Raw genomic sequence first — 12854 nt, 5'->3', positions numbered from 1 at the left:
GCAGACTAACTCGCAAAGCGGTGTTAGGTAATGACGAGAACATTTGTTTTTTTAAATATTATAGATTTATTAGGTAGTTAGAATCATGGCAAATCCCTTAAAAGTAGTCATCGCAGGCTGTTCTGGTCGCATGGGTCACGCTCTTCTTGAATGCGTTTTTGCTGATACGGACTTAGTGTTGCATGGGGCTCTTGATCGTTCAGGCAATCCTCAACTTGGCCGCGATGCGGGCGAACAACAAGGTAAGATTACAGGCGTTAAAGTCACCGATAGTATAGATGAAGCCTTGATAAATGCGGATATTTTGGTCGATTTTACCCGTCCAGAAGCTAGCTTGATGTATTTAGCTGCCTGCCAAAAACACAATGTCAAAATGATTATCGGCACGACAGGGTTTTCAGCAGAACAAAAGTTGCTGATTGAGGCGGCTTCTAAAAATATAGCCATTGTTTTTGCGCCAAACACTAGTGTTGGCGTGTCTTTATTGATTAACTTAGTTCAGTCTGCTGCTAAAGTGTTGAATGAAGGTTTCGATATCGAAATTATTGAGGCGCATCATCGCTTCAAGGTGGATGCTCCATCTGGTACAGCTTTGCGTTTGGGTGAAGCTGCAGCAAGCGCGCTGGGTCGCAACTTAGAAGAGTGCGCCGTTTATGGCCGTGAAGGCGTAACGGGCGAGCGCGATCCTAGCACCATTGGTTTTGCTACGGTACGTGGTGGCGATGTGGTGGGAGATCACACGGTGCTATTCGCAGGCTTAGGTGAACGCGTAGAGTTGACGCACAAAGCCAGTAGCCGCGCTACATTTGCATCTGGCGCTTTACGCGCTGCAAAATTTCTAATTGGCAAGCAAACTGGACTTTTTGATATGCAGGATGTTTTAGGGTTGAGATAGTCACGCTTAGCTAATCTTGGAACCCTAAAACACTACTTTTGTAGTAACTCCAGCCACACATCTTGATTCCAAATCAAGAGTCTATTCAGAATTCAGAAACGAAACTTTCATGATTAAGTTCGGCGGATTAAAATCCTTTTTATCTAGCTCTAGATTTTTCTATATTCTTTTATTTACGATTACCTCGGCTGCAGGTGTGTTGTTTGTCATACATACCAAGCAAGCGCAAGACGAGGAGATGCGTAATAACTTAATCACTTACGCTAGAACTATCGAGAAATCTATCGACTGGCAGCCTTTTGCAAAGACCTTAAATACTGATCCAGATCTAATTAAGGTAAAAGATTTAGTTGAACTAAATTCAAAGCTGAACAGCGCATGTAGAGTGAATGTGGATTGTCACTTTATCTATCTACTGTATTTAGATAAAACTCAAAGTAAAAAACAGGTTAGATTTTTACTTGATGCCAGCCCACAGCCACCCTCTGAAATATCTAAGTTGGCTGAAATATTTACAGAAGCGAGTGACGAGCTAAAGCGCGTGATGAAAATAAGAGTACCTATTGTCGAGGGTCCTGTCACAGACCACTGGGGAACATGGATCAGTGCGCGCGTACCTGTGAGTGTTACGGTTAAAACGCCAAATTTTGTGATGTTGAACGTCGATGTAGCTGCAAAAGGATGGAATCAGCGCTTGCTGAGTAAAACCTTATTCCCGGCCTTGCTAACTTTATTCTTTTTGTTGATATTAACTGGGCTGATTCTTAGAAACGAGTATGTTGAGAACTTGCTCAAGCAACTGTTTGAATCAACTACTGTGCTTTCAGAGCTAGCCTACTATGATGCACTGACAGGCCTACCAAATCGTAGGCTGCTAGATGACCGAGCCGCGCAAGCATTTAAAGCTGCTAAGCGTTCAAAGCATATGGTAGCTATTATGTTCTTGGATTTGGATTATTTTAAAGCCGTTAATGATGATTATGGGCATGAGGTAGGGGATCAATTATTGGTGAGTGTGGCGGGGCGCTTGAAAGAATTACTCCGCACAGATGATACAGTTGCTAGGATAGGTGGCGATGAGTTTGTGATTCTATTGCCAAAAGTGGACGACGAGCAGCAAGCGACGGTAGCCGCAGAAAAAATCATTAAAGCCCTGACTAAACCTTTTGAAGTTGAAGGTAAAATGCTGGAAATTGGCGGTAGCTTAGGCGTGGCGATTTATTCAAAGTCTGGCGCTACCCCAGCAAATTTATTGAAGTGTGCTGATGAAGCGATGTACTCAGCTAAGCGCCTTGGCCGCAATATGTTTGTTGTTTATGCCGACGATATATTAACGTCGAGCGAAATCTAATCCAACTGTCATGCTCATTATAGATTTATACCAGTAACAATAAATGCTCACGCTCCCACGAGCTAATCACGCGGTTGTAAGTGCCATATTCCAACTCTTTAACCGCGCAGAACGCATCAACAAATTTTGTGCCAAAAAGCTCATGCATAGGCTCACAGTTACGCAGCAATTCAATCGCATCTTCTAAATGATGTGGCAGGTCATCCGCCATGTTCCATGCACTAGTTGTTAGCGCTTCAGTTGGCTGCAGCGCTTCAACTATTCCTTGGTAACCACAAGCTAGTGTGGCGGCAATCGCTAAATAGGGGTTCACATCTACGCCTGGTACACGGTTTTCAACGCGCCTTGAGTTTGCGTCAGAGTTAGGTACACGTATACCACAAGTACGGTTGTCATAACCCCAACGCACATTGGTAGGGGCCGACATGAATGGCGCTAGTCTGCGATATGAGTTTACATAAGGTGCAAACATAGGCATCACTTGTGGAACATATTTTTGTAAACCCGCGATATAGTGGAAAAACTCAGGGCTAGCGCTGCCATCGGCTTTGCTAAATATATTGTTGCCGTCAGCATCAATGACGCTTTGGTGTATATGCATCGCGCTGCCTGGCTCGGCTTCCATTGGTTTTGCCATAAATGTGGCAAATATGCCGTGACGCAAAGCCGTTTCGCGCACTGTGCGTTTGAATAAAAACACGCGATCAGCTAATTCTAACGGGTCACCATGGGTGAAATTGATCTCCATTTGCCCTGCACCAGCTTCGTGAATCAAAGTCTCGACGCCTAATCTGTGCACGTCGCAGAATTTAGAAAGCTCCATGAAAAATGGGTCAAAATCATTTACCGCATCAATTGAATAACTCTGTCTGCCAGCTTCCGGCTTGCCTGTGCGACCAATAGGCGGTTGTAGAGGTTCATGAGGGTTTTGTTGGCGAGCTACAAGAAAAAACTCCATTTCCGGCGCCACCACTGGACGCCAGCCACGCTTAGTATAAAGATCAATCACACGGCGTAGCACGGCGCGCGGCGAAAGTGCTACTGGTGTGCCATCCCATTCCAAACAGTCGTGAATAATCACGGCCACAGGCTCTGCAGCCCAAGGCACAACTCTAAAGGTTGAAATGTCTGGCTTGCAGATCATATCGGGGTCGGTATCGCCCACATAAGGCCCGTTATCAGGTTGCTGACCATTCACAGTATTCAACAACACGCTTTTAGGTAAACGCATTTCGCCAGCACTTAAAAATAAATCTTTAGGCAGGATTTTGCCGCGTGCTATGCCTGTCATATCGGGTATCACGCACTCAATTTCGTGGATGTGGTTTTCAGTGATAAGTTGGGAAATCGATTTGTTCATAGCTAACCTTTAACGTATTTTATTTACTTCTACTTTAAAATTCTAAGCGGCTTTTTACAATCAAGTTACAATCAAAAGTTGAAAAGCAGGCCGCTTGTCGGTATAATTCGTTAATTCTGAAACGGGAAGAGTATAAAGCTCCTCCCGTTTTGCGTATCTGCCATTTGTTCATAATGAATACTATGATGAACTTAGCACTAAAAAATTAATTAATGTTTTAATCCAAGGAGTTACCGTGTCACAAAACCTGCCCGCCATACTAGTACTTGCAGATGGAACTGTGTTTCGTGGAACATCAATCGGTGCTTCTGGCCAAACAGTAGGTGAAGTTGTATTCAACACCTCAATGACTGGCTACCAAGAGATTCTCACAGATCCATCTTACACCAAACAAATCGTAACACTTACTTATCCGCATATCGGTAATTATGGTGTGAATCTTGAAGACGTAGAGTCTGGTCAAGTATATGCAAGCGGTTTGATTATTCGCGACTTGCCACTCACGTATAGTAACTTTAGAAATACGCAGTCACTTTCAGAGTATTTAAGTGCTAACAATGTCGTGGCGATTGCCGATATTGATACTCGCAAGTTGACTAGAATATTGCGCGAAAAAGGTGCGCAAACGGGTGCAGTAATAGCTGGCGAGGCAGATGAAGCAAAAGCGATTGCATTGGCGCAAGCTGCGATTTCAGGTTTCCCGGGCTTGTCTGGTATGGATTTAGCTAAAGTGGTGAGTTGCGATAAGCCTTATGAGTTTACCGAAGGCGAATGGAAGCTAGGTAAAGGTTTTACTTATGCGGCTACTCCAAAATTCCACGTAGTAGCTTACGACTACGGTGTTAAACGCAATATTTTACGTATGCTAGTTTCTCGTGGCTGTAAAGTGACGGTGCTACCTGCGCAAACTTCAGCAGCGGAAGCCTTGGCATATAAGCCAGATGGTGTGTTTCTTTCAAATGGCCCAGGTGATCCAGCGCCATGTGATTATGCTATTTCTGCAATTAAAACCATCGTCGACACTGGTGTTCCAACATTTGGTATTTGTTTAGGTCATCAGTTGTTGGCGTTGGCGAGCAATGCTAAAACGCACAAAATGAAATTTGGTCACCACGGTGCAAACCATCCTGTGCAAGATGTTGAATCTAAGCGTGTGTACATTACCAGCCAAAACCATGGTTTTGCGGTAGATGCAACCAACTTACCTGCTAATATCAAAACCACGCATGTTTCATTGTTTGACGGTAGCTTGCAGGGCATTGCGCGTACAGACAAACCTGCATTTAGCTTTCAAGGTCACCCAGAAGCAAGCCCAGGTCCAACCGAGATGAGCTACTTGTTTGATAAATTTGTGCAGTCTATGGAAGCGCAAAAGCAAGGTGCAAGAAAGTAAAAGCTTTAAATGGAGTTTATTGAGCTAAGCAAGTGGTTGAGTGTTTGGTTTGGTAAACTGCCAAAAGATTGGCAGCTTTGGCTAACACAGTACTATTGGTGGATTGTTGGATTATTTTTATTCATTGTAATTTATAAAGTTGCGCGACAAGAGTCGGTGGCGCAGAGTGGCAAGGTTGAAGTGAAGTGGTACAGCCCAATGCAGTGGCTAGATCGCTTCCAGCAGATTAAAGCAGAAAATCGGGAAAAACTGCCTGAGAGTACGCGGTCAATTGTAGATAAGATTTATCACGTGATTGAGTTGGGACATGTGGTTGCTGATTACATATACGCATTGATTGCGTGTTTTTTAGGGCTTCTAGGTATTATTGTTTCAATCATACTTAATCCCTTTAAAGCTTGGTGGATGTTTTTGCCATCAGCGTTTTTGTTCTATATTGGCTACAAAATGTTGCGCGCCGGGCGCGTTAAATAGTAGTTTTAAAAAATTAAATATTTATAAAGTTAAATTGAATGGCAAAACGTACAGACATTAAATCTATTCTAATCATCGGCGCGGGTCCAATTGTGATTGGGCAAGCTTGCGAGTTTGACTATTCTGGCGCGCAGGCATGTAAAGCGCTTCGTGAAGAAGGTTATCGCGTGATTTTGGTGAACTCTAATCCAGCGACCATCATGACCGATCCAGAAATGGCCGATGCAACTTATATCGAGCCTGTGACTTGGCAAGTGGTTGAGAAAATCATTGCTAAAGAACGTCCAGATGCTTTGTTGCCAACGATGGGCGGCCAAACCGCGCTGAATTGCGCGCTAGATTTAGATAAACATGGTGTATTGGCAAAATACAAAGTTGAGTTAATTGGCGCTTCAAAAGAAGCGATTGATAAAGCGGAAGATCGTCAAAAATTTAAAGAAGCCATGACTAAAATTGGCTTGGGTTCAGCGCGTTCTGCTGTAGCACATAGCATGGAAGAGGCCTTGCAAGTGCAAGCCAGCATTGGTTATCCGACGATTATTCGCCCATCATTCACCATGGGTGGCAGCGGTGGTGGTATCGCTTACAATCGTGAAGAGTTTATTTCCATTTGCGAACGCGGTCTTGATGCCTCGCCAACCAATGAGCTATTGATTGAAGAGTCGCTATTAGGTTGGAAAGAGTATGAGATGGAAGTGGTGCGCGACTCTGCGGATAACTGCATCATCATTTGCTCAATTGAAAACTTAGACCCTATGGGCGTGCATACAGGTGACTCAATCACCGTAGCGCCTGCGCAAACGCTGAGTGATAAAGAGTATCAAATCATGCGTAACGCCTCACTTGCCGTGTTGCGTGAAATTGGCGTTGATACTGGTGGTTCAAACGTACAGTTTGCAATCAATCCTGATGATGGCCGTATGATTGTGATTGAGATGAACCCGCGTGTATCGCGTTCATCAGCATTGGCTTCAAAAGCAACGGGTTTCCCAATCGCGAAAGTGGCAGCAAAATTAGCGGTAGGTTTCACTTTAGATGAGTTACGCAATGAAATTACTGGTGGTGCAACGCCAGCATCATTCGAGCCATCAATTGACTATGTTGTCACAAAGATTCCTCGTTTTGCATTTGAAAAATTCCCACAAGCAGATTCACGTTTAACTACGCAGATGAAGTCAGTGGGCGAAGTGATGGCAATAGGTCGCACTTTCCAAGAGTCATTCCAAAAAGCCTTGCGCGGACTTGAAGTCGGCGTTGATGGCTTGGATGAAAAAACCACAGATTTAGATACCATTACCAAAGAGATGGGGGTACCTGGCCCTGAGCGTATTTGGTATGTTGGCGATGCCTTTAGAATGGGCATGAGCGTTGAACAAGTGTTCAATATTTCAAAAATTGACCATTGGTTCCTAGTTCAAATCAAAGATTTAATCGATAGAGAACAAGCGCTAAAAGGCAAGCAGATTGCTGATTTAGATAAACAAGCCTTGCTGAAATTAAAACGCAGTGGCTTTTCTGACAGACGCTTGGCAACATTGCTCAATACAGACCAACACGCTGTGCGTGCTTACAGACAAGCTTTGCAAGTGCGCCCTGTTTACAAACGCGTAGATACTTGTGCAGCTGAGTTTTCGACCAACACTGCTTATATGTATTCAACATACGAAGAAGAGTGTGAAGCCGCGCCAACTAATAAGAAGAAAATTATGATTTTGGGCGGTGGTCCTAATCGTATTGGTCAAGGTATTGAGTTCGATTATTGCTGTGTTCATGCGGCATTTGCGATGCGTGAAGACGGCTACGAAACCATCATGGTGAACTGTAACCCTGAAACTGTTTCTACAGATTACGATACGTCAGACCGCTTGTATTTTGAGCCAGTGACGTTGGAAGACGTGCTTGAAATCGTAGCCTTAGAAAAACCAGTAGGCGTGATTGTGCAATACGGTGGTCAAACGCCACTAAAATTAGCACGTGATTTAGAAAAGGCGGGTGTGCCTATCATTGGTACAACGCCAGATGCAATTGATATGGCAGAAGATCGCGAACGCTTCCAAAAAATGTTGCAAGAGCTTGGTTTAAAACAACCGCCAAACCGCACTGCGAGAACGCCCGATGAAGCGATTCGTTTGGCTTTGGAAATTGGTTATCCGCTCGTTGTTCGTCCTTCTTATGTGTTGGGTGGTCGTGCGATGGAGATTGTGCAAGAGCAATCACAGCTCGAGCGTTATATGCGTGAAGCGGTAAAAGTGTCGAATGAATCACCTGTATTGTTAGACAGATTCTTGAATGATGCGCTAGAAGTCGATGTGGACGCACTTTGTGATAACACGGGTGACGTGATTATCGGCGGCATTATGGAGCACGTTGAACAAGCTGGCGTGCATTCTGGCGACTCAGCATGCTCATTACCACCGTTTAGCTTATCAGCAAAACTGCAAGATGAGTTGCGTGACCAAACTAAACAAATGGCACGTGCCTTGGGTGTAGTAGGTTTAATGAATGTGCAGTTTGCTATTCAAGGTAAAACAGTCTTTGTGTTAGAAGTAAATCCACGTGCATCACGCACAGTGCCGTTTGTTTCTAAAGCCTGTGGTTTGCAATTGGCTAAAGTGGCTGCGCGCTGCATGATCGGAACTTCACTTAAAGCGCAAGGCGTGACGCGCGAGATTGTTCCTCCATTCTATTCAGTTAAAGAAGCGGTATTCCCGTTCATTAAGTTCCCGGGCGTAGATACTATCTTAGGTCCAGAAATGAAGTCTACAGGTGAAGTGATGGGCGTTGGTGCAACATTTGCAGAAGCTTTCCTCAAGTCACAGCTTGGTGCTTCTACTAAGCTGCCTGAAGGCGGCAGAGCATTTATTAGTGTGCGTAAAGAAGATTACAATAAAGTAGTTGAAATTGCCCATGCCTTGCATGATTTAGGTTTTGAGTTGGTCGCGACTAAAGGCACAGCAACTGCATTGACGGCTAATGGTCTAAAAGTAGCTTCAGTGAATAAAGTGGCAGAAGGTCGTCCGCATATTGTCGATATGATTAAAAATGGCGACATTAGCTTTATTGTGAACGTGACTGAAGACAAGCGTGCAGTTGTTGATTCTTACGAAATTCGTCGTAGCGCGTTGCAAAATAAAGTGACTTACTACACAACGCTGGCTGGTGCTAAAGCAGCATGTGTAGGTATGGCGCATATGCAAGAATTGACGGTTGAGTCACTTCAAGACTTGCATAAAAAGCTTTCTTAAAATACACTAGATTTTTAATTCATAACCACACTTAATTTTTTAGTGTGTGTTTTAAAAGCCACACTCTGTATGAGTGTGGTTTATTTTTTTAGCTTAATAGATTTTAGATAAGGTTTAGCAATATGGCAGTTACCCAAATACCCGTTACCGTTAAAGGCGCAGAGCAACTAAAAGAGGAGCTTTTGCGCTTGCGCAGCGTAGATCGACCATGGGTCATTCAGGCCATTGCAGAAGCGCGTGCGCAGGGCGATCTATCTGAAAACGCTGAATACGAGGCGGCTAAAGAACGCCAAAGCTTTATTGAAGGTCGCATTGCTGAAGTTGAAGCTAAGCTTTCAAATGCCATGATTATTGATCCATCAACGCTGCATGCTGATGGCCGCTGTGTATTTGGCTCAACCGTTAGAATCGAAGATTTAGATAGCGGTAGCATCATCACCTATCAAATTGTTGGTGACGATGAAGCCGATATTAAAAATGGTAAAATTTCAGTGAGTTCACCGATTTCACGTGGTTTAATCGGTAAGTCAGAAGGCGATGTCGCCGAAGTGATGGCACCCGGTGGCGTTAAAGAATATGAAATTCTAGAAGTGCAATATATCTAATGACAAATCATTGGCTAGATAAATTTAGTTTGATACTGATCACTTTCTGGGTCGGCGCGTTGTGGACAACGGGCGCAGTTGCATATTCGCTATTTCACACTCTGGAAGATCATCAATTAGCAGGTCAGCTGGCGGGGCAATTTTTTACCTATGTGTCTTACTTAGGTTTGTTCTCAGCATTTTATCTGCTGATTCACCGTTTGCTAGGTCATGGTACACAGGCGCTGAAACAGTCCTACTTTTGGGCATTGTTTGTGATGTTGTTGTTAGTACTGGCTGGGCATTTTGGTATTCAACCGATATTGGCGCAGCTAAAGGCGGATGCCTTTCCTGCAGACGTGATGCAAAGCGTGTTTGCTAATCGATTTAAAGCTTGGCACGGCGTGGCAAGCATTGCTTATGTGGTGCAATGCTTGTTAGGTTTTGTGGTGGTTGTGAAAAAATAGCTAGTTTTGAAGTTAAGTGACTATATAGAAGCGATTCAAAAACGCTTCTATATCAAGCACTATTTTGTTGGAACAACAATTTTTGGCTTAGTAGCTGATTTTCTATAAACCACTAATTGTTTTCCAATGTGATGTACTACAATTGCGTTAGTTTGTGCGCAAATATCTACCAACAATTGGGCACGTAATTCTCTATCATCACCCGCAACTTTAATCTTAATCAGTTCATGTGCATCTAAGTTCAGGTTAATTTCTTTTAAAACAGCCTCTGATAAGCCTTTATTACTTATCATAACAACTGGATTTAAATTGTGTGCAAGGCCACGTAAGTAGCTAATTTGTTTTGAGTTCACGGCGGTATGTCTTCTTGAGTTATCTTATTGATTTATATAGGCGAGCAGTTTAACAGATGAAACTAAAACCTTCCAGCAAAGCTTGGATGCACGAACATATCAATGATGAATTTGTAAAACGTGCGCAAAAAGAAGGCTATAGAGCGCGCGCAGCCTATAAGCTTACAGAGATAGACGATAAAGACAAGCTGATTAAGCCGGGTATGACTATCGTAGACTTAGGCTCAACCCCAGGCAGTTGGTCGCAAGTAGCCGTTCAGCGATTAAAGGGTCAGGGACGTATTATTGCTTTAGATTTGCTGGAAATGGAGCCAATTAAAGGTGTGGAGTTTATTCAAGGCGATTTTCGTGAAGAAACCATACTCGAAATATTGGAAAAAAGTTTAAATGGCAAGCAAGTAGACCTTGTAATTGCCGATATGGCACCCAATATGTCAGGTATAACTATTGTTGACCAGGCTGGCGCAGCATATTTAACTGAGTTGGCCTTAGAGTTTAGTAAAGAATGGCTGAAACCAAGTGGCAATTTTTTGGTCAAGGTATTTATAGGCGAAGGTTTTGACGACATTGTAAAAAATATGCGGACGATCTTTGATAAAGTCGTGACGCGTAAACCCAAAGCGTCCCGTGGCAGAAGTAGCGAAGTGTATTTGTTAGGACTAGGGCGTAAACCATAATCAAGAGCGCTATTTTATGGTTAATCCTAAAGACAATTTTTGTAAAAAGCGTAATATAGTAACTATAAAATTAGCAAGTAGTGAATTAAACAAGTAGTCATAAAGTAGTGAATTAGCTACATAAGATAATTCCCTTTCAAAAAAAGGAACGATATTTTGAACAATATATTTAAGAATATTGCCATTTGGTTAGCGATTGCCATGGTGTTGCTGGCGATTTTCAACGTGTCTGGCGTTAAAAATGGCGCAGATAGCCAAGTTGTGTACTCACAATTTATTCAACAAGTGAAAAATGGTCAAATTGATAAAGTGCAAATTGACGGACGCGTATTGCACGGCACAACGCACGATGGTAAAAAATTCAACACCTTTGCACCTTCTGACCCTTGGTTAGTTTCTGACTTATTGAAAAATAATGTCACTGTTGAAGCTAAGCCAGATGAAGAACAATCATTATTGATGAGCATTTTTGTCTCATGGTTCCCAATGATATTGTTAATTGGCGTTTGGATTTTCTTTATGCGCCAAATGCAAGGCGGCGGCAAAGGCGGTGGTCCATTCTCCTTTGGAAAAAGCAAGGCGCGCCAATTAGATGAAACTAATAACACCACAACATTTGCTGATGTTGCAGGTTGTGATGAAGCCAAAGAGGAAGTCACTGAAATTGTAGAATTTTTACGTGACCCAACTAAATTCCAAAAACTAGGTGGTCGTATCCCACGTGGTGTACTCATGGTTGGCCCTCCAGGAACGGGTAAAACTTTGCTTGCTCGTGCGATTGCGGGTGAAGCAAAAGTACCGTTCTTCACTATTTCAGGTTCTGACTTCGTAGAGATGTTTGTGGGTGTTGGTGCATCTCGCGTGCGCGATATGTTTGAGAACGCGAAGAAAAACTCACCATGCATCATCTTCATTGATGAGATTGATGCGGTAGGCCGTAGCCGTGGATCTGGCACAGGTGGTGGTAATGATGAGCGCGAACAAACATTAAACCAATTATTGGTTGAAATGGATGGCTTTGAAGGTAACTCTGGCGTGATTGTGATTGCCGCGACTAACCGTGCAGATGTGCTAGATAAAGCCTTGTTACGTCCGGGTCGTTTCGACCGTCAAGTGATGGTGTCATTGCCTGATATTAAAGGTCGTGAGCAAATTTTGATGGTGCATATGCGTAAAGTGCCAATTGATGTGGATGTGAAAGCAGACATTTTAGCGCGTGGTACGCCAGGCTTCTCAGGTGCAGATTTAGCAAACTTAGTGAATGAAGCGGCCTTATTTGCTGCACGCCGCAACAAACGTACTGTAGATATGCAAGATTTTGAAGACGCTAAAGATAAAATCTTTATGGGTCCAGAGCGTAAGTCTATGGTGATGCGTGAAGAGGAGCGTCGTAATACTGCTTATCATGAGTCTGGTCATGCGGTAGTGGCTAAATTATTACCTAAAGCAGACCCTGTACATAAAGTAACGATTATGCCGCGTGGTTGGGCATTAGGCTTAACATGGCAATTGCCAGAGTTTGACCGCATCAGTAACTATAAAGATAAAATGTTGGAAGAGATTTCTATTTTATTTGGCGGTCGTATTGCTGAAGAAATCTTCATGCATCAAATGTCTACTGGCGCCTCAAACGACTTTGAACGTGCGACTAAACTAGCACGCTCTATGGTAACTAAGTACGGTATGAGTGATGCGCTTGGTATTATGGTGTACGCAGGTGATGAGCAAGACTCTTTCTTTGGTAGCATGAGTTCAAAAACGGTTTCTGAGGCTACGCAGCAGAAAGTTGATGCAGAAATTCGTCGTATTTTGGATGAGCAATACGGTATTGCACGTAAGTTGTTAGAAGATAATCGCGATAAAGTGGAAGCGATGACAGCTGCTTTAATGGAATATGAAACGATTGATGCTGACCAAATTAATGACATTATGGCGGGAATTGCAGTGCGTCCTCCAAAGCCAACACAAAGCAAAGCTAATCCACCGCGCGATTCTGGCTCAGCGGGATTAGGTGCAAAACCTACACCGCAACCTACGGCCAAGAACGAGTAATAG

At 43.3% G+C, this 12854-nt stretch carries 11 protein-coding genes; 9 read left to right on the top strand and 2 right to left on the bottom strand.

The annotated features are described in order from the left end of the window. Positions 1 to 85 precede the first annotated feature (85 nt). Both dapB and M301_RS14265 read left to right on the top strand, forming a co-directional pair. Positions 86 to 895 carry a 4-hydroxy-tetrahydrodipicolinate reductase gene (gene dapB, locus M301_RS10150; RefSeq protein WP_013148687.1) on the top strand — a complete coding sequence of 270 codons (810 nt, stop codon included), beginning with the start codon at positions 86 to 88 and terminating at the stop codon, positions 893 to 895. Between the two features lie 109 nt (positions 896 to 1004). Continuing rightward, the gene (locus M301_RS14265) at positions 1005 to 2246 is read left to right on the top strand and encodes a GGDEF domain-containing protein (protein ID WP_013148686.1); all 1242 of its coding nucleotides are present in this window, start codon (positions 1005 to 1007) and stop codon (positions 2244 to 2246) included. Between the two features lie 25 nt (positions 2247 to 2271). Here M301_RS14265 and M301_RS10140 read toward each other — a convergent pair whose 3' ends face one another. Then, on the bottom strand, positions 2272 to 3606 hold the full coding sequence (locus M301_RS10140; protein WP_013148685.1) for a glutamine synthetase family protein: 1335 nt from the start codon (positions 3604 to 3606) through the stop codon (positions 2272 to 2274). 235 nt (positions 3607 to 3841) lie between these two features. Here M301_RS10140 and carA point away from each other — a divergent pair, with 235 nt between their 5' ends. The 5 genes from carA to M301_RS10115 all read left to right on the top strand — a co-directional run bounded on the left by carA (position 3842) and on the right by M301_RS10115 (position 9769). Then, positions 3842 to 4999, top strand: a complete 1158-nt coding sequence (gene carA / locus M301_RS10135) for a glutamine-hydrolyzing carbamoyl-phosphate synthase small subunit (protein WP_013148684.1) — start codon at positions 3842 to 3844, stop codon at positions 4997 to 4999. A gap of 9 nt (positions 5000 to 5008) precedes the next feature. Further along, positions 5009 to 5473 carry a hypothetical protein gene (locus tag M301_RS10130; RefSeq protein ID WP_013148683.1) on the top strand — a complete coding sequence of 155 codons (465 nt, stop codon included), beginning with the start codon at positions 5009 to 5011 and terminating at the stop codon, positions 5471 to 5473. Positions 5474 to 5511: 38 nt separating this feature from the next. After that, positions 5512 to 8718 carry a carbamoyl-phosphate synthase large subunit gene (gene carB, locus M301_RS10125; protein ID WP_013148682.1) on the top strand — a complete coding sequence of 1069 codons (3207 nt, stop codon included), beginning with the start codon at positions 5512 to 5514 and terminating at the stop codon, positions 8716 to 8718. A 122-nt stretch (positions 8719 to 8840) separates the two neighbouring features. Continuing rightward, the gene (gene greA / locus M301_RS10120) at positions 8841 to 9323 is read left to right on the top strand and encodes a transcription elongation factor GreA (RefSeq protein ID WP_013148681.1); all 483 of its coding nucleotides are present in this window, start codon (positions 8841 to 8843) and stop codon (positions 9321 to 9323) included. Further along, positions 9323 to 9769 carry a DUF4149 domain-containing protein gene (locus tag M301_RS10115; protein WP_013148680.1) on the top strand — a complete coding sequence of 149 codons (447 nt, stop codon included), beginning with the start codon at positions 9323 to 9325 and terminating at the stop codon, positions 9767 to 9769. The genes greA and M301_RS10115 overlap by 1 nt, the downstream gene beginning before the upstream one ends. A gap of 59 nt (positions 9770 to 9828) precedes the next feature. Here the strand turns inward: M301_RS10115 and M301_RS10110 are convergent, their stop codons facing one another. Next, a complete protein-coding gene (locus tag M301_RS10110) occupies positions 9829 to 10122 on the bottom strand; it encodes a YhbY family RNA-binding protein (protein WP_013148679.1) in 294 nt (97 codons plus the stop codon). Between the two features lie 56 nt (positions 10123 to 10178). Between M301_RS10110 and rlmE the strand changes: the two genes are divergently transcribed. Together rlmE and ftsH are read left to right on the top strand one after the other, a co-directional pair. Next, complete coding sequence (gene rlmE, locus M301_RS10105; protein WP_013148678.1) at positions 10179 to 10799, top strand: 23S rRNA (uridine(2552)-2'-O)-methyltransferase RlmE; 621 nt, start codon at positions 10179 to 10181, stop codon at positions 10797 to 10799. A gap of 156 nt (positions 10800 to 10955) precedes the next feature. Continuing rightward, complete coding sequence (ftsH, locus tag M301_RS10100) at positions 10956 to 12851, top strand: ATP-dependent zinc metalloprotease FtsH (protein ID WP_013148677.1); 1896 nt, start codon at positions 10956 to 10958, stop codon at positions 12849 to 12851. Positions 12852 to 12854 lie beyond the last annotated feature (3 nt).

Source organism: Methylotenera versatilis 301 (assembly GCF_000093025.1).
Classification (GTDB): Bacteria; Pseudomonadota; Gammaproteobacteria; order Burkholderiales; family Methylophilaceae; genus Methylotenera; species Methylotenera versatilis.
The sequence above is the reverse complement of the archived record's forward strand: the minus strand, read 5'-3'. Positions and strand labels throughout refer to the sequence as shown.